The organism is Spirosoma pomorum (assembly GCF_054776615.1).
The window spans coordinates 414,242-435,860 of sequence record NZ_BAAHBP010000037.1; the positions used below are offsets into that span (position 1 = coordinate 414,242).

Consider the following 21,619-nt stretch of genomic DNA (forward strand, 5'->3'; position numbering starts at 1 on the left):
GCGAACTATGCGGGTTATTTTAGTCGGTAGCCGGGCGTTTGACTCGCTGGAATATCATCTGAGCGATGCATTGCAGGTGCTTGGGCACAAAACGCTCATTATTGATCCTGCCGCGGGAGCGGTAATGCCCGCCAAAATTACGTATTGGGCCTCCCGTTTCAGCGAAACGTATGAACGCTTCATAGCCGAACAAACGGCAAACCGCATCATTGCCCATCGGCCAGATCTCGTGCTGGTGGTATATCGGACAATGCATCCGATACTGGTTGACCGGCTAAAAGCTTCGCTGCCTAATAGTCCCGTTGCGCAGATCAATCCTGACGCGCTGACAAATCTGGAAAAGCAACAGATTATCGCGTCGGACTATGATTACTACTTTTCCAAGGAGCCGTACGTCGTTGATACCCTGCGGGATAAAGCCGGTCTCCCGGCGTATTATTTACCCGAAGGGTTTAATCCACGAATACATCGGAAGCCTCCGATTGATAAAGCCGAAGCAGAACGGGCTACTAACATTGATGTACTGATTTACGGTGGTTTATACGCTTACCGTGCTCGCATGGTCGAGGAATTAATTCGGGCGGGTATTAATGTGGTCGTGTTTGGGACAAAAGGACCCTACCTGCATTCGGCCGTGCAGTCAGTATTTCGGGGGCGTTACTTAGTTGGTGAAGAGAAGAACCACGTTTTGTATGGTGCCCGGATCGTTTTCAATAATCTCCATTACGCGGAGATTACATCGGCGAACCAGAAATACTTTGAAATTAATGGTACCGGAGCTTTCCAGCTGAGCGACTACAAAGCGACGATGGATGGCTATTCGGGGGTACCGACGGAGCGAGTCACCTTTCGAAACATAGCTGAAGCGGTTGATAAAATTCGGTACTATCTGGCCCGACCCACTGAACGACACGAACTCGCTAATCGGCAGTACACCCATTTTCAGAAATACCACACCATCGACCAGCGGGTTGATCAAGTGTTACGTATCACCGGTCTACAACCTTCTCCTTCGACAGCGTATGAAACAGTGGGGAAGTAGTTTGCTGATTGGCCTACTGTGCTGGCGGTTGCTGGACGCAACAGGGATTGAAGCGCTGGCAGTAGCCGTTACCTGGTACGTTGGTTTCGCCCTACTGACCAGTATTGGACATAAAATTGCCATTCTGGAAATTATTGCCTTTGTGGCCGCGCTCGAATTACTCTTGGTACCGACGATTACATACTGGGTATCGCCTACGGTTATGCCGGTTGAGTCAGCAGACTATCTGACTTATATGCTGCTGGCTTACGTAACCTTTTACGTTGGTTTGACCTGGACTTGGTCCGAACAGAAACAGCATCACCAGGGGTACATTCTGGCGGTCAAAAGCTATCTGCAGGATAAAGGTATCGTTGCGGTTATCCTATTGCTGGTGGGGCTGACTGGGTATACCGTGAAGACAATGTTTCCGGAGACACCAACGATCATCGGTACGCTACCGTCGTACTGCCTGTTCATCAGCGTTTTCTACGCCTACTACGCTAATAGTCCGCTGAAAGAAATTATCCTGCTTGTTGTATCGGGCGCGTTGCTGAGTTACACCGTTCGGGAGGGAATGTTCGGCGATCTGTTTTTCTGGTTGACGCTGATGCTGTTGTTTTTTGCTACTGGCCGGCAAAAACCTTTATCGCCACAGCTAAAATCGGTTGCCGTCCTTGTGGTATGTACGCTTTTACTGGTTATTCAGTCGGTAAAAGGCGAATATCGGCGAAATACCTGGGGGTACCAGCGGGGCGAACGTAGCAGTAATCCAGCTTTACTGGGCGAACTCCTGATTGACCGCCTAGCTCATCCCGAAAGAATCTGGAACCTGCCTCATCTGTATCTATCGCTGGCCCGCTTCAACCAGGGACGTATGATTGGCAGCGCGATGGCGAAGGTGCCCACTCACGAAGCTTATGCCAAAGGAGAAGTACTGCTATCCTTCCTGTATCCATTCGTTCCCCGGATGCTCTGGCCGGGAAAGCCACAAACGGGTGGTTACGAAAATATTCGGCGCTTTACTAGCCTGCCGCAGTCGCAGAATACCAGCATCAACCTGTCCCCGGTGGGGGAAGGATACGTCAATTTCGGTTACGGCGGTATACTCTTCTCGGGCCTGTATGGCTTGTTATTAAGCGGAATTTTTCAAGTTGTTTTTCGGGTCTCGGAGCAAGTGCCATCAGTTATACTTTGGCTGCCGGTTCTATTCATCAGTTGTCTAACGATGGAGACCGACCTGCTGTCGACCTGGGGGAGTCTGATCAACAACCTGATTTTTATCGCGCTGCTTTACGGGGGACTTAAACGCTTTGGAATCTTGCTATGACCATTACGTACATTTTCCGAAGCACCGGTACGGGACATAGTATCGAAGGCCAATTTGACGCGGTTTGTCAGGCGATTGAACGGTATTGTGAATGCTGTGTGAAACGAGTACAGTTGCCCTGTATCGGCAGAAATTGGCGAACAATCTGGCGTAATGTGCAGGTAGCCAGACAGGCTGCCAGAGAGACCGATATAATACACATCACTGGCGATGTACATTACATAGTGCTGGGTATAGCGCGTAAAAAGACGGTGCTGACGATTCACGATTGCGTTACGCTGGAGAAGAATCGTCAGCGGCCACTTCGTTTCGCTTTTTTCTGGTTGTTCTGGTATTATTTGCCGGTTCGCTGGGCAATGGTCGTAACGGTTGTTTCCGATAAAACCCGGCAGGAGCTAATTCGATATGTAGGCCGAGTGGCGGAAAAGACAATCGTTATTCCCAACAGCTATCATCCACTATTTACCCGCCAACCGGCCTCTTTTCGAACGAATTGTCCGGTATTGTTACAACTGGGAACGGCTCCGCACAAAAACTTGGATCGGCTTGTGGCAGCGATCGAAGGGATTTCCTGTAAGCTGTTGATTGTCGGCCCATTGACGGATGATCAATTTGCTGACCTGAGCCAAAGGGAAATTCAGTATAAACAATACGTCGACCTAAGTCAGCAAGACGTCATAGACCTTTATCAACGCTGTGATCTGGTCACCTTTACGTCGACCTACGAAGGCTTCGGATTACCCATACTGGAAGCGAATGCCGTCGGACGCGCTGTTGTGACGGCCAACCGGTCGCCCATGCGCGAGGTAGCCGGACCGGCGGCATCCCTGGTCGATCCGCTTGACGTAGCATCAATCCGGGCGGGTATTCTGCGGATCATACAAGACGAACGATACCGCGAAAATCTAATTCAGGCTGGTTACACCAACGCACAGCGGTATGCAATTGATACTACGGCCAGTCAGTATTTGGCAGCTTACCGGCTAGCACTACGTAAAGAACCATTAACTGGTGTTGCGGTATGAAGATCATGATCTCTGCTGATTGGTTCTATCCTGCGCAGATGGGTGGCCCCAGCAACGCGATTTACTGGCAAGCCAAAGCGTTGATCCGGGCCGGATATCAGGTAACGGTTGTAGCAACCTCGCAGAATCAGCCCAAAAGTACTCCGCTCAATCGCTGGTTGACGCTTGATTGTGGCCGAGTTATCTACACGCGTAACCCCCATTTTTACGTACCGCTCCGGCATATCTGGCATGGCTGGAAAACAATTATCCAGATCGAGGTTATCCACATCAACAGTCTGTTTTACCCCAGCTCGCTGGTTTTTGCGTTACTGGCTAAGCTATATCGGAAACGGATTGTATGGACGCCCCACGGCGAACTGAGTCCGGTTGCCTTGCAGTTTAGCGCTATTCGCAAACAGGTTGTCCTGCGGCTGATTCGACAGCTCTGCCAGGGGGTTATGTTTCATGCGACCAGTGCAGAAGAAGTCGCTCAAATCCACCAGCATCTAGGAGAAGCCGTTACGGTACAGGAGATCGCCAATATGATGGAGCTACCAGAGCCCGTGAATAGCTTGTCAGAAAATAGGAAACCGTATTTGCTGTTTATTGGACGCCTACACCCGATCAAAGCCATTGATAGGCTGATTGCTGCACTGGTACAGTCGGAGCGGTTTCAAGGTAGTGGCTATCAATTAATCATTGCTGGTCCGGATACGAACGGCTATCAGCAGGAATTAGCCGGGCAGGTAGAGCGGTTTGGGCTGACAGACAAGGTCGTGTTTCTTGGTGGGGTAGAGGGCGTGCGGAAAGAAACGCTTTACGCACAGGCACGAGCTACGATTCTACCATCGCATGCCGAAAACTTCGGCAATGTTGTCATGGAGTCCCTGGCGCAGGGAACGCCCGTCATCGCGTCAACTGGTACGCCCTGGCAACTACTGGAAACGGAGCAGGCCGGTAGCTGGGTTACTAACGACCCAGAAACGCTCGGGAAGACGATCGATACGTATCTAGCCATGCCCGACAACCAATATCAAGCCTACCGGAACCGGGCTCAGTTGCTGGCTCGTGAGCGATTTGATATCATGGCGAACGTAGCGCAGTGGGAGAACCTGTATACTAAGCTTTCACGATGAACGAACCAACGAGTTACCGATACCGCTTGGCCAAGGTATGGCGATTTATGGGCCTGTACGGCTGGTCGCGTACGGTAAATAAAGTCATGGGGCGAACACGCTGGAGTCGCTGGCCCCATTTGTCAGTCGGTTCTGTCAGCGCTGATACGTCGTTTATTGGCTGTGGGCAATTTGCGTTCAATAGTCTAGCGTTTTTCCTGCGCCGACATCAGGGTTCGATCTTTCTGGATGCGTATGATACCGATCACGAGCAGGCAAAGACATTGGCTGGGTTCTATCAGTTCCAACGCGTAGCGCCGACGCCTGATGCGTTGCTCTCCAATCCCGCCCTGAAACGAGTATACATAGCGTCCAGCCATTCGTCGCATACGACTTATGCCATAGCCGCTCTGTCCCGTAACGTCGATGCGTATGTAGAGAAACCTATTGCTGTCAGTCGAGAACAACTGGTTGGGTTACTAACGGCTTATCGGCAGTCGTCCGCGCAGCTTTACGCGGGCTATAACAGGCCTTACGCACGAGCGATCTGTTTGCTGAAACCGTACGTAAGTGAACAAGCCACAGCCGGATCCTTCAGCATCAGTTGCGTGGTTAACGGACACGTTATCCCGCCTGATCATTGGTATCGCCACTCAGAAGAAGGAAGTCGAATTTGTGGTAACCTGGGTCACTGGATCGATCTGATGATACACGTACTGGCTTGGCGGGGCCTGCCAGAATGGTTCGACGTGGGTATCGTTTGCGCAAATCCGGATGAACCTGACGACAATCTACTGATTACGTTCACCACTGATCGGCATGACCTTATCAGCCTGACGCTGACCGCCCGATCGGAACCATTCGAGGGGATTAGTGAGCAGATCAACCTGCAATACAACGACCTGATCGTTCATATCGATGATTTTCGACGGATGACACTTTGGCAAGGAAGGTTCCGAAAGCGATGGCGTTTTTCACCCAAAGATGTGGGGCACCAGCGAGCTACGTTACAGCCGTTTCGGATTGATAACCGAAACGGGCGGGAAGTGGAGCTATCAACGCTGTTGATGCTGCACGTCAACCAACAAGTTCAAACCGGCACATTGACCAGCCGCTTTATCGTGCAGGCTGAATTGAATCAGTTAGAGGTCGATATAGAGACAAAATTACGTACCCTGCCCACCCATGAAAATTATAACCGTTGTTGGTACCCGTCCGAACTTCATGAAAGCAGCGCCCCTGCACCGAGCGCTGGCAAAACACGCCCGGATTACGTCGAAACTGGTGCATACGGGGCAGCATTATGATGTTCGGATGAGTGCTGTGTTTTTCCGGCAACTTGACTTACCCGAACCGGACTATTGCTTAGACGTTGGCGCTGGTACCCCCACGCAGCAGACCGCCGAGATTATGCTGCGTTTCGAACCCATATTGGTCGACGAGCGGCCTGACTGGGTTGTTGTGATTGGCGACGTTACGAGTACACTGGCCTGCGCGTTAGTCGCGAATCGGCTGGGGATACGCGTGGCTCATATTGAGGCCGGTTTGCGGTCGGGTGATCGGACAATGCCCGAAGAAACAAACCGTGTACTAACCGACGCCCTGTCGGACTGCCTGTTTGTAACGGAACAGGCCGGGCTCGATAATCTTAAGCGGGAAGGCGTTGATGCTGCGAAAATACATTTCGTAGGGAACGTTATGATTGATTCCTTACTGCAATGCCAGACTAAAGCTAACCAGATCAATATTGTAAAGCGGTTTGAGCTAGAGCCCAAGGATTACATTCTTGCTACGATGCACCGCCCCTCTAACGTGGACACCCAAACGGGCCTGTGGCGGGTATTACAACTCATCGACTATGCCGCCCAGTATCGATCTGTAATCTGGCCATTGCATCCGCGTACCCGGGCCAACCTGGAAAGGATGGCCTTACTGCCGCACCTGGAAGCTACGCCAAACGTACTGCTACTAGAGCCGCAGGGGTATCTTGAGTTTTTGAACCTGATGGAACACGCAGCCGTCGTGGTAACGGACTCGGGGGGTATTCAGGAAGAAACAACCTACCTGCGTGTTCCTTGTCTGACCTTCCGGGAGTCGACAGAGCGGCCCGTAACCGTCGAGATGGGAACGAACCAACTCGTTCCTGATCTGAATCCCGAAACTGCCCGGCTGAGGCTGGTCGAGTTATTGACTGGCTGGGTAAAACCGAGTCAACTGCCGCCCCTGTGGGATGGACAAACTGCCGGTCGGATTGTCAACGTTCTGCTAAATGCTGGTGTCTCATGAAGCAACTGATACAGGACATCCGCAGGGGCGAAACTCGACTTATAGAAGTTCCTATACCAACCTGCGGCAGAGGACAAGTGCTGATTCAAACGCGTCGTTCGCTGGTATCGCTGGGTACGGAGCGGATGCTGGTTGAGTTCGGCCGGGGAAATCTGCTGTCAAAGGTATGGCAACAACCCGATCGGGCTCGGGAGGTCCTTGCTAAGGTTCGGACGGATGGTTTGATCCCAGCCCTGACAGCGGTTCGGCGGAAACTGGATCAGCCAATACCACTGGGTTACTGTAATGTGGGGACGGTTGTGGCGGTTGGAGAATCGGTCATAGACCTGCGCATCGGCGATCGGGTCGTATCCAATGGACCACATGCTGAATTTGTCTGCGTTTCCCGCATGCTGGTGGCGTCCATACCCGATGAGGTGTCGGACGAGGCCGCTACGTTTACGGTGCTTGGTTCTGTATGCCTGCAAGGCATCCGTGAATTGGGGCCGATGCTGGGTGAAACCGTCGTAGTGATTGGTTTAGGGTTGGTTGGGCTATTAACGGCCGATCTATTACGGATCAACGGCTGCCGGGTGATTGGTATTGAGCTCGATGAAGCCAAACGGCAATTAGCGAACCGGCGAGGTATTACAACGCTGGACCCGTATGCGTTAGACTCAACCAAGGCCGTGCTGGCGCTGACGAACGGGGCAGGGGCCGATGGGGTTATCGTCGCCACGGCAACGCAGAGCGACAAAGTGATGGCGCAGGCCGCCCGGATGAGTTGCAAACGAGGAAAACTTGTGCTGGTTGGAACGGCGGGGCTAACGCTAAACCGGGCTGATTTTTACGACAAGGAGTTGACTTTTCGGGTATCCCGCTCGTACGGGCCTGGTCGTCACGACGAGATGTATGAGCAACGTGGCATTGATTACCCGCGGGAATACGTGCGATGGACGGCGAATCGTAATTTTCAGGCGGTACTGGCTTTTATGCAGTCCGGACAACTGGACGTAACGGCACTGATTTCGGCCGTGGTTCAGTTCGAAAATTACCGGGAAATCTACGAACGTATCGGCCAGCGCCGTCAGTCACGGGAGCCAATGACGGCCCTGTTGCTGTCGTATTCTGGTGTAGTAGATCGGCATACTGTTCAGCAGATTCGGGAGGTTCGTCCATCGGCGGGAGCCGGAGTCGTTGGTGTGATTGGTGCCGGAAATTTTTCGTCCGCGATTCTGGTGCCCGCCCTGAAAAAAGCTGGCGCCGATTTACGCATGATCGCGAGCCAGAGTGGTCTGAGCGCTACCCTGCTGGCCAGAAAATTCGGGATTCCCTACAGCACATCCGACTATACACAGCTACTGGACGAGCAAGCCATTGATCTCTGTGTTATTGCAACCCGGCACAACAGCCACGCTCGATTGGCGATAGAAGCCATGCAGGCGGGTAAACACGTCTTCGTAGAAAAACCGCTGGCCATTACGGAGGCTGAGCTTAACGCACTCGTTGCGATGCAGCAGGCAACTGGGCGGATGGTTATGGTTGGATTCAATCGTCGGTTTGCGCCCCTGGTCGAAAAAATGAAAGCCCTGCTAGGCGGTTCACAGTCAGGGGATGTACCCATGAACGTCGTCATGATGATGAACGCAGGTGCCATTCCTACCACATCCTGGGTACATGACCGGACCATTGGCGGAGGGCGAATGCTGGGCGAAGCCTGCCACTGCGTCGATCTGATTACCTTTCTGACGGGTAGTCGGGTTCGTAGCGTCTTCATGAATGCTATGGGGAAAAATCCAACCGAAACAACGGACTCAGGGACGTTGGAGCTTCACTACGAGAATGGGTCAACGGGGGCTGTGCATTATTTTGCCAATGGCAGTAAAGCCTACGCCAAAGAGCGTGTGGAGGCTTATTCACTGGAACGGACGTTGGTGCTGGACAACTTTCGGACGTTGACGGGCTACGGATTTGCGCGTTTTTCAAAGCAGTCCGGGCGGCAGGATAAAGGCCATTTGGTACAGATGCAGCGTTTGATTAAACAACTGAGAACGGGTGGGGAGCCATTGATCCCCTTCACCGAGCTGGTGAATTCAACCCAGACCATGCTGGCAGCCTTGCAAAGTTTGCGGGAACAGCGCTGGGTCGAGATACTCCCTACTACTTGCCCGACCGTCGACGTATCAGCTATAACCGTCGAAGCGCTATGAAAATTGGGCTTTACTGGCGTACCATCCGACACTTACGCCGACAACAGCTACTCTATCAGCTATGGCACCGATTGCGTGGGCGGCCCCGGCTGCGGTTTTCCGCTCGAGTACCATCGACTACGTTTGTTACCGTTCCCGCGGCCGACAAAGCGCCGAGCTGGCAAGCGGGTAGCCTGACGTTTCTCAACCAGACCGTTTGCTTTCGTCAGCATGGGAAGCTGGCAATTGACTGGAATTACCCTGCCCAAGGCAAACTATGGACGTATCAGCTGACGTACTTCGATTTTCTGAACCAGCCCGACATGGATGCCGAAACTGGAATAACCCTGGTTCTGGATTTTATTCAGCAGACGCCATGGCTCCGGACCGGATTGGACTCGTACCCGACATCAGTGCGGATTACGAACTGGATACAGTTTCTGTCCCGAATCCAGTACAACGATGAGCAGATAAATCGACATCTGTTCGCTCAGGTAAGGCTATTAAATCGTCGGTTGGAGTACCACCTGGTTGGTAATCATCTTCTGGAAAACAGCTTCGCCCTGCTGGCAGGCGCCTGGTATTTTCGTCGTCTCAATTGGTTGCGAAAAGCTGTTCGATTGCTTCGTGCTGAGTTGCAGGCTCAGCTATTGGCCGACGGTGGTCACGAAGAACGGAGCCCTATCTACCACCAACTGCTGCTGGATCGGTTACTGGATATTATTTTGATGGTGCGAGCTGATACTTGGCAAGCCGATCGGTCATTTCTGCAACTGCTGATTCAGCAAGCCTGGCACATGATGGGATGGTTGGAGATCGTAACATTCGCCAACGGTGACGTACCAATGGTGAATGATGCCGCCTGGGGGGCGGCACCAACAACGGAGCAACTGCGGAAGAAAGCTCGCTCGGTGCTTCCCGAAGCAACACCCGCTCTGAAACAACGGGGGCGGAAGCTGGCTAGCACTGGTTACCGGGTTTTCCAGCTTCCGCGTTATAAGCTGTTAGTCGATGTTGGGGCTGTCGGTCCTGATCATCAGCCAGGCCATGCCCATGCAGATACATTTTCGTTTGTGTTATACGTTGACGATCAGCCCATATTGGTCGATAGCGGAACGTCAACTTACGAGTCTGGCATTCGTCGGAACTGGGAGCGGAGTACGGCCGCGCACAATACGGTTGAAGTTGCTGACCAAAACTCATCGGAAGTCTGGGCGGGTTTTAGAGTAGGACGTCGGGCGCGCGTAACGATACTAAACCACACAAATTCGCTGTTGCGAGCCCGACACAATGGGTATAGCCACTTGAGTATTATGCACGAACGGCAATGGGAGGCCCTACCGAGTAGTATACAAATGAATGATTGGGTTGATAATCAGCGTAAGGGCGTAACTTTGAGCGCTGTAGCCCGGTACTATATCCACCCGGATGTACCTATTACGCGTATGCCGGATGGGGTTATTGCGGGCCCATTACGTATACAAAGTGCCGCCGATGAACCGTTGTCTCTGCGGTTGACAACCTATGAACTGGCGGAGGGATTCAATCGGCTCCGGCCCGGCTGGTGTCTTGAAATAACGTTTTCCCGAAAGTTGGAAACTAAACTTATGCTTGTTGCATGACATTACTTTATCTGACATTTTATTTCGAGCCCGATCTGAGCGCTGGATCCTTTCGAAATACGGCGCTGGTTAAAGAACTGGGTCGTCAGTTGCAGGCTGGCGACACGATTCATGTCGTGACGACGCAGCCAAACCGCTACTCGACTTTTCGGCAGGTTGCCCCTGAAAAAGAAGTCTACGTAACACCTACGGGGTGCCGGGTTACGGTTCATCGAGTGGATGTATCAGCGCATAATGACAGCTTTTGGGGGCAGATTCGAGCTTTCTGGATTTATTTCTGGGCGGCTCACCAGCTGGCCCAATGGCAGACTTACACGCAGGTAATTGCCTCGTCGTCTCGTTTGTTTACGGCTTTTCTGGGCGCAAAACTGGCTCGCAAACACCGGGCCACGCTATTTCTCGACGTTCGCGATCTATTCCGGGAAACGATACTGGAGCTTATAAAGCGGAAATCCCGTCTGCTGTGGCTAGTTGGTCTGGGGTTATCGCCGTTGCTCTGGCTAATTGAGCGGTATACGTTCGGCTATGCGACTCACATAAATTTGGTTTCAGAAGGGTTCCAGCCTTATTTCACTCACTACCGGCGGGCTACGTACAGCTACTTTACGAACGGGATTGATGACGAATTCATGAGCCAGCCTCTTACGTTGCCACCCACGGGGGTGAGTAAAATCCTGCTTTACGCTGGCAACGTTGGGGAAGGACAAGGGTTGGAGAAAATCATTCCGGCTGCTGCCGCCCAACTAGGTGATGACTTTCGATTTGTAGTGATCGGTGCTGGTCGAGGGCTGGAAAAACTGCAGCAGGTAATTAAAGCGAAAAATCTCAAAAACGTTAGATGCTATCCGCCGGTGAGCCGCAACGAGTTAATCGCCTATTACCAGCGGGCTGATTATTTATTTGTGCATTTGAACGACCTGCACGCGTTCAGGCGAGTGCTGCCGTCAAAGTTGTTTGAATACGGCGCTACCAATAAACCGATTGTTGCAGGAGTGGCGGGTTATGCCGCTCGTTTCGTCGCGGAAAATCTGCCGAACAGTATTCTGTTTGCTCCCGGCGATGTTACATCATTAGTCAAACAGCTGCGCGAAACGCCTTACCTGACCACGCCCCGTCCCACTTTTAAGCAGCTTTTTGGCCGTCGCGCGATCATGCAGGCTATGGCCTCGTGCATTTTAAGTAAGAGCGATCCAACAAATACTCAATGGTTCCCGGAGCTTAAGTTTTACAAGTCGGTGCGGCCATGAACATCCTGCTGACGGGAGCTTCCGGATTTCTTGGGCAGCATATTTTGACTGAATTAAGTCCGCAGCATACCGTAACAACACTCGGACGAGCCGTGGCTAGTGAGCGGCATTTGTATGGCGACCTCTCCCGCGAAGAACCCCGGCTACCGGATGAGCGTATAGACTGTGTTATCCACGCTGCCGGTAAGGCTCATTCATTCCCACGAACGAAAGGCGAACGGCAGGAATACGAGCAGCTAAATGTTTTAGGAACTCGTCGGTTACTGAATGCCATTGATCAATTGACCGCATTACCGAAATCGTTTGTTTATATCAGCTCCGTGCTAGCTTACGGCTGCTCGGTAGGCCAACTGCTCGACGAACAAACGCCATGTGTAGCTACAGATACTTACGGAAACAGTAAAGCCCGAGCCGAAGAGGTAGTGCGAAACTGGGCCGCACGTAACGGCGTGTGTTTAACGATTCTTCGCTTACCGCTCGTGGCTGCCCAGAAACCTACCGGGAATCTGGCCGTATTAATGAGAGCTATTCAGCGAGGCTACTACATTCGGTTGGGCGATGGAGCCGCCCGGCGGAGCATGGTGCGTGCCGATGATGTAGCTGCCATTCTGGTACGAGCATCCATCGTCGGCGGGACATATAATCTGACGGACGGGTACCATCCAACCGTTCGCGAGCTGGAAGAGGTACTGGTTCGTCAAGCCAGACGGCGTGCATGGCTGTCAATTTCGCCGGAGAAAGCCCGCTTGCTGGCTCGTATAGGCGATGGTATCAATGCTGTAGTGGGCGGTCGTTTTCCCCTCACTACAGTTGCTCTGGGCAAGCTGACGTCCTCACTCACCTTCTCCGATGAAGCGGCCCGGCAGAAGCTCGGCTGGAATCCCCGCCCCGTTCTTGATCTCTTCGTATGACGACTCTCGGCTGGTTTGAAACGGGACTTATACTACTGGGAATTGAACTTGCCTATCTGCGAATTGCTCGTCGACTTTGTATTATCGACCTACCCAACGAGCGAAGTATGCATATGGACCAGGCGACAGTCCGGGGTGGGGGAATTATCTGCTGGGTGGCAGCCATGGGCGTATGTGCTTGCTCAGGATTTACACAGTCATGGTTCTATCTAGGGTTAACGCTGGTGGCAGGTATCAGTTTTATGGATGATCTCCGCTCCGTACCCAGTCGTATCCGTCTGATCGTACAAATACTATCCGTAGCGCTATTGCTGTTCCAAAACAACCTATTGACGGTCGAAAGCGGTCTAGGACTTATCGCGCTATTGATAGGCGTTGGCATGTTGAACGCTTACAATTTCATGGATGGCGTCAACGGAATGACAGCGTTATACAGTCTGGTTACTTTAGGAACGCTGACGTACCTGAACCCGGCAAAATCGACCAACCCGCATGCGTTGTTGCTAAACGTCGAAATAATCGCTTTACTCGTATTTGCCGGTTTTAACGTACGTCGTCGTGCTATCTGTTTCGCTGGCGATGTTGGAAGTATCGCCGTAGGTTTTGTGGTGCTTCAGGGTATACTAACCGTTACACTAGCTTATAAAACTTATCTGCCTGTGCTACTAGTAGCTGTGTACGGAGTTGATACTATACTGACAATCATACAACGGCTATATTTACGGCAAAATATTCTGCTACCGCATCGGATGCATTTGTTCCAGGAATTGGTACACAAAGCCGGTTGGTCTCATCTACGGGTTTCGGGCGCGTATGCATTCATGCAACTAATGTTGAACATACTGATTCTGACCGCTCTTGAGAAAGAGGCTCTGGTGCAATGGGTGTTAGCAATTCTTATAATTGCTGGTTTGTCGGTTGTTTACGTCGGCACAAAATGGCGGTTGTCTGATAGACCAGCACAAAAAAAGCCGTTTCCGATGGTGGAAACGGCCTTGTCATGATGCTTGGGCAACTGTTTATCGAACGCTTTTGCCGATAGCAATCAGATCTTCAGGCGACTGGTAGCCAACTACTTTCTTGATCACCCGTCCGTTGCCGTCGATAAACATCAGCGTAGGGTAAGCTTCCAGTGGGTAAACGGCTGACAGACTCTGTCCTTCGCCCTTTTCCATATCCATCTTTACGTTGATAAACTTACTGTTGTACAGATCGCCTACGCTCTTCTGCGTAAAGACGTTTTTCTGCAGCATTTTGCAGGGGCCACACCAGCTTGCGTAGGCATCAAAGAAAATTACTTTTTTCTCGGCTTTCGCTTTTTGCAGAATTTCTTTCCAGGAAGCATCCGTGAATTTGATTCCTGTTTCGGCATTGGCGGTGGGTTTCTTGTCACCGGCTTTGTTTACGTCAATCGTCCGTCGGGCGGCATCGGTCGGGACAGTGCCGAGTCCGGCAATCAGAAGGATTAGTACCCAAAACACTTTTTTCATAGTCGAACCGGAAACCGGTGGTCTTAAAATGGTTTTCTGCCTGTATAACGTACCAGCTGACGGCTTTCGTTTCCAGCGGCCGCTTGTTTTGCATAGCAAATTAGTTGACCAACTGAATAATAGCAATGACCAGGCTGATTTGTTAGACTTTGTTGCCGACAGGTACGAATGGATCAAGCAGGTTACGTGCCATTCTGCGTAATCTTTACGAACTTTGCGGCCATTTTAGTCGTCAACGTCATGCCCGTCAAACAATCTGAATTTCTCGTCAGTAACTCCGATCCCGCCAAATGCCCCAAGCCCGACCGGCCCGAGTACGCATTTATTGGCCGTTCGAACGTTGGCAAATCATCGCTGATTAATATGCTGACGGGTCGTACGTCACTGGCCAAAATTTCGGGCAAACCCGGTAAAACCCAGCTTATCAATCATTTTATTATTGATAACGACTGGTATCTGGTCGATTTGCCGGGTTATGGCTATGCGCAGGTTAGTAAAACCGATCGGGAGAAATTTGCGGCTCTGATTGACGGCTATCTGACAGGACGGCCTAATCTGCTGTGTATTTTTGTGCTGGTTGACTCGCGCATCGAACCGCAGAAAATTGATCTCGATTTCATGGAAAATCTGGGCGATCGGGGATTGCCGTTCGTCGTTGTATTCACCAAAACCGAGAAGCTTGGGCCAACCAAGTTGCAGACGACAGTCGAAAACTATCGAAACAAGCTGCTGGAGACCTGGGAGGACATACCACAGATGTTCGTTACGTCGGCTGTTACGGCAGTTGGCCGCGAAGAGATTCTGTCGTTTATCCGTCCGTTGAACGAAGAGTTCTGGCAGAATGAGAAAACAAAAAAGCGGTATTAACGAAACGAAGGGCGCTTTTTAGGCCTGAGTAGGCCACATTTGCGTGGTCGTTGACGCACATTCTAAAAACAAGTAATCCCCTAAACAAGCAATACGTCGCCTAAAGCAGACGTTACCAGTTTATTACGAGTACCTATGGAAGCATTAAAGCAGATTGCCAACGTTGCCGGTTACAGCGGCTTATACCGGATTCTGAAACCTGGCCGGGCCGGTGTTATCGTGGAGTCCCTGGATGATAAGAAGGCTAAGACCATGATGGGACCAACGGCCCGCGTGTCGGTTCTGAACGATATTTCGATCTACGTCGATGATAACGACGAACAGTCGATTCCGCTGAGCGAGGTGCTGCTGGCGATCAGCGAAAAATACGGCGATAATCTAACGGCTGATCCGAAAGGGTCGAACGACGAGTTGGCTGAATTTATGGCGTCGGTTGTGCCCAGTTACGACCGTGAACGTGTGCGGCCTACCGACATTAAGAAGCTGATTACCTGGCACTCTATCCTTCGTCAGTACGCCCCCGAGGTATTCGAGACAACGACGGAAGAAACGGCTCCGACATCAACCGAAGATGCAGCCGAAACGACGGAAGAAGAAACAAAAGCATAATCACTTTTGATTTAGTCTGGTTATCTAATAGATAGTTAGACTTTAATCAAAAAAGTCTCCATTTTCAGTGAGAACAGAAAAGCCGCGATGACCCTTGGTTTCGCGGCTTTTTAGTGTTTTCAGGAATTGGATAAAATAGAAACGACGTAAGAGGAAGGACGCTGGCACTTTGCCTGACAAACCTTTCTTCTTACGTCGTTTCTATTTTATCTGAAATATTAATCTACCGTGCTCAATTTCACCGTATTCGTCCGGCGAGCCTGAGTCAGTGGCATACTCAGGGTATTGATGAAAATGTCTCCTGAGGCTAGTTTCTTCTGCGTAATCAGCGTTTGCTTGATGCCCTCAACCGTCTGATCGACTGTTTGTTCTAGGTTGGGCTCGTATGGCATAACCTGAACACCCCAGTACAGACCCAGCGTATTGCGGAGGTGGGCATCGTTGGAGAAAACGTACAAGTCCGCTTTAGGACGGTGGTGCGACAGGCGAACGGCGGTGTACCCCGAATTCGTAATACCAATAATTGCTTTTGCCTGGGTGTCGCGGGCTAACCGGCACGCACTCATGACGACGTTGTCATTGATCGCGTTTTCGGTTGGGGTTTCGTTGACCTGAGCGTGGTAGCGGAAGTAGATTTTGTTAGTTGAGGCTTCTACCTGCTTGATAGTGTTAGCCATGCTTTCTACGGCTAGAATCGGGTATTTACCCGAAGCTGTTTCGGCGCTGAGCATTACGGCATCGGCACCATCCATTACCGAGTTCGCGATATCGTTGATTTCCGCGCGAGTAGGGCGAGGAGCGTCGATCATACTTTCCAGCATCTGCGTCGCCACAATAACGGGTTTCGCGGCCCGGTTGCATTTTTCGACCAGCATTTTCTGAATCATCGGCACTTCTTCGGCTGGCAATTCAACCCCGAGGTCACCGCGGGCAACCATGAGGCCGTCGGTTGCTTCGATGATCGCATCGATGTTTTGGATAGCTTCGGGCTTTTCAATCTTGGCAATAACCCGGCTCTTCTTGCCTTTCGACTTGATGTAATCTTTGATTTCCAGGATTTCGGAAGCCTCGCGAACGAACGACAGCGCAATCCATTCCGCGTCATGTTCCAGACCGAATTCAAGGTCAGCCCAGTCTTTTTCGGTAACGGCTGGCATCGAAACTTTCGTGTTGGGCAGGTTAACGCCTTTCTTCGATTTCATCGAGCCACCATAGACAACTTCAGTTACTACGTCGGTACCATCAGCACGAATAACCCGTACTTCCAGCTTGCCGTCGTCCATCAGGATACGCTCGCCTGGATGAACGTCTTTGTACATGTCCTTATAGGGCGTACTGACACGTTCGGCAGTGCCGATAATATCATCGTTCGTGAAAACCAGTTCATTGCCTGCCTCGATTAAAACGCCATCTTTGTTTTCGACGTTACCGATTCGGATTTTGGGACCCTGCAAATCCTGGAGAATGCAAAGGTTTAGTTGGTGTTCTTCGTTGATTTCCCGAATGCGATTAAGCCGCATCAGGTGATCTTCGTGGGTGCCGTGGGAGAAGTTAAGCCGGAAAACGTTTACCCCAGCTTTGGCTAGTGCCAGCAATTGTTCTTTTGTTTCGGAAGCCGGACCAACGGTGGCCACGATCTTGGTTTTCTTAGACATGAGGGACGGGAAAAATTGGGCAAAGGGCCGAAAGCCGTTGCAAAATTAACCGGATGGGCAAATTTACAGTCGGCTTCACAGAAATTTTACGGACGTAGCCAAATCTGCTACACCCTGCTCTGCCAAATAACACTGACTAAACGACCGTAAATATACCAACTTACGGACTAACTCAATTGACTCAAGGTCGGGTCATTACAATCTGGTGGTCAATTCACGTGCTAAGACATACATAAGCTGATAATAAGTTGATGATTGTTGGAACTATAAAGAAGTAGCCAAGGTTAACACCGTTATAAAAGATAACCAAGCAGGTATAAATGGGTATTGTAGAACGCAAACAACGGCAACGGCTGGAAGTCCGAAGCAGCATCTTGCAAGCGGCCTGGGAGGTCGTTGAGAAGGAGGGCTGGTCGGCACTGTCGATTCGTCGGATTGCGGATGCCATTGAGTACAGCGTTCCGGTTATCTACAGTCATTTTGAGAATAAGGATGCCATTCTGCTGGAGTTTACCAAGCAGGGCTTTACCCTCCTGGCCGAGAAGTTACAGGCTGCCCGGGATGCTCAGCAGACACCTAGTGCTCAGTTAGAAGCCATTGCGAAAGCGTATTGGGAGTTTGCGTTTAGAAACCGGGAATATTACCAGCTAATGTTTGGGCTGGGCATACCCGCTTGCGAAACCGTCAATCGAGTAGCTGAGGTAAAACGATACAGCGATGTCATCCTATCGGTAATACAGCGGGCCGTCGCCGAAAGTAACCAGCCGGAGGTTGATTATTTTCTGAAGTTCCATACTTACTGTTCCATCCTGCACGGGTTAGTATCGATTCAAATGGTTGGAAAAGAAAGCGAGCTGGATCCCGTACAGGAATTGGTGTTACAGGATGCCATTCGCGGATTCATCAAAGCACTCGGCTAATTTTTTTGCCTATTACGTAACAGTGTTAGTTTTATTTCCATAGTTTAAGTTTTAAGTACCATTCGTCAATACCAAGTACCATGACAACAGAAACAGCGGTTAAATGGGCTGTAGATCCCACGCACTCAGAAGTACAATTTAAAGTAAAACACTTAGTTATCTCGACGGTAACGGGGGCATTCAACCAGTTTAGTGGTACTGCCACGACGGGCGACGATGAGGATTTTGATGACGCCGAAATTCATTTCTCTCTGGACGTAAGCAGCATCGATACCAATCAGGAAATGCGGGATACACACCTGAAATCAACCGATTTCTTCGATGTAGCCAACTATCCGTACATCACCTTTCAATCGACTTCATTCAACAAGGTTAAAGGCGATCAGTATAAACTGACCGGCAACCTGACAATGCACGGCGTAACGAAAGAGGTTACGGTTAACGCCGAATACGGTGGCTCAGCCAAAGACAATTACGGACAGACAAAAATTGGCTTCGAGATTACAGGCGTTGTGAATAGGAAAGAGTTTGGTCTGAGCTACAACGCTCTGACCGAAACAGGTGGTTTGGCACTGGGCGAAGACATCAAACTGATTGCCAACATTCAATTGACCAAACAGGCGTAAAGCACTACATGACCAACTAGTAAAAGCGAAGCGGCTGGTGGAGTTTTCCACCAGCCGCTTCGCTTTTACGTTTAAGCATTACGTCTTACAAACAGTCAACGTCGGCGACAACGTGAACTTGCCGGAGCCCTTTATCAATCAGGATATCGTTGATACGTTCCTGAATAAAGGACTTGACGGCTTTGATATTTACTTTCTCGCGCTCCAGTTTGATAAGAATATCAAACAGGAACTGATTGCGAATGCGCTCTACCAGTGGTTCTTCGGGACCCAGCACGCGGCTGCTGCCCAGCGCGTCAGTCAGCTCAGCCGCCAGGCGATCGGCCGCCCGCTGACTGATGGCTTTGTCCGTATGACGTACGGTCAGCTTAATAAGTCGGCAGAAGGGGGGGTAATTAAAATCCTGCCGCTCCTGAATCTCTTCGGTATATAGCCCTTTATAATCGTTTTCGATGATCTTTTGCAGAATTGACTGTTGCGGGTTGGCCGTCTGAATCAACACCGTGCCCTGCCGTCCGGCCCGACGTCCGGCTCGGCCGCTCACCTGCGTCAGCATCTGGAACGAGCGCTCGGTCGCCCGGAAATCGGGAAAGTGAATCAACCGGTCGGCGTCGAAAATACCGACCAGACTTACGTTGTCGAAATCGAGCCCTTTCGTGATCATCTGCGTACCGACGAGCATATCGACCTGACCGCTTTCAAACTCCTGAATGATCTGCTGATACGCGTTTTTAGCGCGGGTCGTGTCCAGATCCATCCGTAAAATCCGTGAGCCGGGAAACGTAATCTGGAGCTGGTCTTCCAGCTTCTCCGTACCGAAACCAATCGTTTTTACTTTGGTTGATCCGCAGACGGGGCAGACTCTAGGCACATTTTCTTTATGACCGCAGTAGTGACAACGTAATTCAGCATCACGCTGGTGATACGTCAGACTCACGGCGCAGTTAGGGCATTCGGCGGTCCAGTCGCAGTCCTCACATTGCATATAAGGGGAGTAGCCCCGCCGGTTTTGGAAGAGAATGCTTTGCTCTTTTCGCTCCAGGTTTTGTTCCAGAGCGTCGAGTAGGACCGACGAAAACTCATTTTTCATGGTTTTCTGCCGCTTCTCCTGTTTGGTATCAACCAGCATGATCCGGGGCAATGTCGCATCGCCGAAGCGCCTGAACAACTCCACCAGTCCGTAGCGACCCTGCTGGGCCTGGTAATACGTTTCGATGGAGGGTGTAGCTGATCCCAGCAGTACCTTCGCTTGTTGCCAGTGCGCGAGCATAATCGCTACGTCGCGGGCGTGGTAGCGCGGAGCCGGGTCGTGCTGTTTGTAGCTGGTCTCGTGCTCTTCGTCCACGATGATCAAACCGAGGTTATCAAACGGGAGAAACACGGCTGAACGTACGCCTACCACGAACTGGTATTGCCCCGACACGACGCCTTTCCAGACCTCGACCCGCTCATTGTCCGAAAATTTGGAGTGGTAAATTCCCATCTTATCACCGAAGACACGCTGCAACCGGACAACAATTTGGGTCGTCAGCGCGATTTCGGGAAGTAGGTACAATACCTGCGAACCACCACCCAACGCCTGTTGAATCAGATTGATGTACACTTCGGTTTTGCCACTGCCCGTGATGCCATGCAGTAAGACGACGTTCTGTTGCTCGAACTGCGCCATAATCTGATCGGATGCGGCTTGCTGGGCCTCCGTCAGTTTGATTTCGGCCTGGGGAGCTTCGTTGTCCGAAAAGCGGGGCTGGATGATCTCAAAGGTTTCGAAAACCTGATTTTTGATCAGCGTCGTCAGCGACGATTGTGATAATTCGTCGTCCTGATTCAGAATCGTCTTGTCCAGTCCTCGTTCATTCAGTTCCGGGCTGCGCTGCAGCGGTACGTGGCTCAGGTAACGCATCACAACTTCCTGCTGCTTGGGCAGTTTTTCGAGCCGCTGTAGCAAGACCAGCAATTGCTCACGCTGTTCGTAATTGCGGTTGAGCCGGATTTTACGCACCATTTTGGGTACGTATTTCTCGCGGACTTCCTCGAATACGATCACCGCTTTTTTGCCCACCAGCGATTTGATCAGGGCTGGTACGTTGGTGCCCGAGCCCGCCAGCCGGGCCAGTTCATCGTAGGTGAGGGCCGGTTGTTTTTTGAGTTCGGTCAGTAGCGCTTCTTCAAACTCCGTCAGCAGTTCGGGATAATCAAAATCAGGGTTAAACTGCACTTTCGACTGACTTGAAATTTTCAGTCCCGATGGTAACGCTACGTTCATGACGTCGCCTACGCAACACATGTAGTATTCCGCCATCCAGCGGAAAAGCTCCAGTTGGTAACCTGTTACGAGTGGGTATTCGTCCAGGACTTCGGTGATGTAGCGAGCCTGGTAGTTGGTCGGGGGGGAGTTGTGAAGCCGGGCTACGATGGCCGTCAGCACCCGTCCGTTGTTTTTTCCGAAAGGGACAATAACCCGAGCCCCGATTTTCAACAGATCAGCCATTCCCCTGGGTACCCGGTACGTAAACAGTCTGGGTACGGGTATGGGCAGGATCAGGTCGGCGAAGACGGTGACTTCATCGATGTCAATTCCGGAAAAAAGGGTATTGGGTAAGTTTTCCACAACGAGCTACAGGCAGTACAGCTTAGTAAAGATAAGACAAACCCCGTGCGCAGAAAAGGAGTTCGGCAGCAGTCACAAAAAGCAGGGAACCAACGCAACCTTTGGCGGCTTTTCGGTTGTTACATCAGTATAAC

Annotated in this window: 18 protein-coding genes; 15 read left to right on the forward strand and 3 right to left on the reverse strand. The window is 51.2% G+C overall.

All coding sequences use genetic code 11. The features are described from left to right. The first annotated feature begins 7 nt into the window (after positions 1 to 7). From ACYVAD_RS22855 to ACYVAD_RS22905, 11 genes are read left to right on the forward strand one after another with little or no spacing between them, the layout of a single operon-like run. A complete protein-coding gene (locus ACYVAD_RS22855) occupies positions 8 to 1,042 on the forward strand; it encodes a CgeB family protein (protein WP_461141861.1) in 1,035 nt (344 codons plus the stop codon). Continuing rightward, a complete protein-coding gene (locus ACYVAD_RS22860; RefSeq protein WP_461141862.1) occupies positions 1,023 to 2,351 on the forward strand; it encodes a hypothetical protein in 1,329 nt (442 codons plus the stop codon). Before ACYVAD_RS22855 ends, ACYVAD_RS22860 begins: the two co-directional genes overlap by 20 nt. Next, complete coding sequence (locus ACYVAD_RS22865; protein WP_461141863.1) at positions 2,348 to 3,376, forward strand: glycosyltransferase family 4 protein; 1,029 nt, start codon at positions 2,348 to 2,350, stop codon at positions 3,374 to 3,376. The genes ACYVAD_RS22860 and ACYVAD_RS22865 overlap by 4 nt, the downstream gene beginning before the upstream one ends. Beyond that, positions 3,373 to 4,494, forward strand: coding sequence for a glycosyltransferase (locus ACYVAD_RS22870; RefSeq protein ID WP_461141864.1), 1,122 nt, complete (start codon positions 3,373 to 3,375; stop codon positions 4,492 to 4,494). Before ACYVAD_RS22865 ends, ACYVAD_RS22870 begins: the two co-directional genes overlap by 4 nt. Then, complete coding sequence (locus ACYVAD_RS22875) at positions 4,491 to 5,780, forward strand: Gfo/Idh/MocA family protein (RefSeq protein WP_461141865.1); 1,290 nt, start codon at positions 4,491 to 4,493, stop codon at positions 5,778 to 5,780. Before ACYVAD_RS22870 ends, ACYVAD_RS22875 begins: the two co-directional genes overlap by 4 nt. Continuing rightward, on the forward strand, positions 5,698 to 6,759 hold the full coding sequence (wecB, locus tag ACYVAD_RS22880) for a non-hydrolyzing UDP-N-acetylglucosamine 2-epimerase (protein WP_461141866.1): 1,062 nt from the start codon (positions 5,698 to 5,700) through the stop codon (positions 6,757 to 6,759). The genes ACYVAD_RS22875 and wecB overlap by 83 nt, the downstream gene beginning before the upstream one ends. Continuing rightward, on the forward strand, positions 6,756 to 8,948 hold the full coding sequence (locus ACYVAD_RS22885; RefSeq protein ID WP_461141867.1) for a bi-domain-containing oxidoreductase: 2,193 nt from the start codon (positions 6,756 to 6,758) through the stop codon (positions 8,946 to 8,948). The genes wecB and ACYVAD_RS22885 overlap by 4 nt, the downstream gene beginning before the upstream one ends. Further along, a complete protein-coding gene (locus ACYVAD_RS22890; protein ID WP_461141868.1) occupies positions 8,945 to 10,549 on the forward strand; it encodes a heparinase II/III domain-containing protein in 1,605 nt (534 codons plus the stop codon). Before ACYVAD_RS22885 ends, ACYVAD_RS22890 begins: the two co-directional genes overlap by 4 nt. Next, positions 10,546 to 11,796 carry a glycosyltransferase family 4 protein gene (locus tag ACYVAD_RS22895; protein WP_461141869.1) on the forward strand — a complete coding sequence of 417 codons (1,251 nt, stop codon included), beginning with the start codon at positions 10,546 to 10,548 and terminating at the stop codon, positions 11,794 to 11,796. Before ACYVAD_RS22890 ends, ACYVAD_RS22895 begins: the two co-directional genes overlap by 4 nt. Then, entirely contained in the window at positions 11,793 to 12,707 is a 915-nt protein-coding gene (locus ACYVAD_RS22900) for an NAD-dependent epimerase/dehydratase family protein (protein ID WP_461141870.1), read from the forward strand. The genes ACYVAD_RS22895 and ACYVAD_RS22900 overlap by 4 nt, the downstream gene beginning before the upstream one ends. After that, a complete protein-coding gene (locus ACYVAD_RS22905) occupies positions 12,704 to 13,711 on the forward strand; it encodes an MraY family glycosyltransferase (protein WP_461141871.1) in 1,008 nt (335 codons plus the stop codon). The genes ACYVAD_RS22900 and ACYVAD_RS22905 overlap by 4 nt, the downstream gene beginning before the upstream one ends. Positions 13,712 to 13,726: 15 nt before the next feature. On the opposite strand, the gene ACYVAD_RS22910 is transcribed toward ACYVAD_RS22905, so the two are convergent. After that, entirely contained in the window at positions 13,727 to 14,197 is a 471-nt protein-coding gene (locus tag ACYVAD_RS22910) for a thioredoxin family protein (RefSeq protein ID WP_461141872.1), read from the reverse strand. Positions 14,198 to 14,437: 240 nt separating this feature from the next. On the opposite strand from ACYVAD_RS22910, the gene yihA reads away from it, so the two are divergent. Next, the gene (gene yihA, locus ACYVAD_RS22915) at positions 14,438 to 15,064 is read left to right on the forward strand and encodes a ribosome biogenesis GTP-binding protein YihA/YsxC (protein WP_461141965.1); all 627 of its coding nucleotides are present in this window, start codon (positions 14,438 to 14,440) and stop codon (positions 15,062 to 15,064) included. 135 nt (positions 15,065 to 15,199) lie between these two features. After that, complete coding sequence (locus ACYVAD_RS22920; protein ID WP_461141873.1) at positions 15,200 to 15,673, forward strand: DUF5606 family protein; 474 nt, start codon at positions 15,200 to 15,202, stop codon at positions 15,671 to 15,673. Between the two features lie 218 nt (positions 15,674 to 15,891). Here ACYVAD_RS22920 and pyk read toward each other — a convergent pair whose 3' ends face one another. After that, a complete protein-coding gene (pyk, locus tag ACYVAD_RS22925; protein WP_461141874.1) occupies positions 15,892 to 17,328 on the reverse strand; it encodes a pyruvate kinase in 1,437 nt (478 codons plus the stop codon). A 320-nt stretch (positions 17,329 to 17,648) separates the two neighbouring features. Here pyk and ACYVAD_RS22930 point away from each other — a divergent pair, with 320 nt between their 5' ends. Beyond that, on the forward strand, positions 17,649 to 18,248 hold the full coding sequence (locus ACYVAD_RS22930; protein WP_461141875.1) for a TetR/AcrR family transcriptional regulator: 600 nt from the start codon (positions 17,649 to 17,651) through the stop codon (positions 18,246 to 18,248). An 80-nt stretch (positions 18,249 to 18,328) separates the two neighbouring features. Beyond that, on the forward strand, positions 18,329 to 18,874 hold the full coding sequence (locus ACYVAD_RS22935) for a YceI family protein (protein WP_461141876.1): 546 nt from the start codon (positions 18,329 to 18,331) through the stop codon (positions 18,872 to 18,874). Between the two features lie 85 nt (positions 18,875 to 18,959). Here ACYVAD_RS22935 and priA read toward each other — a convergent pair whose 3' ends face one another. Then, positions 18,960 to 21,485, reverse strand: a complete 2,526-nt coding sequence (gene priA, locus ACYVAD_RS22940; protein ID WP_461141877.1) for a replication restart helicase PriA — start codon at positions 21,483 to 21,485, stop codon at positions 18,960 to 18,962. Between the last annotated feature and the right edge of the window lie 134 nt (positions 21,486 to 21,619).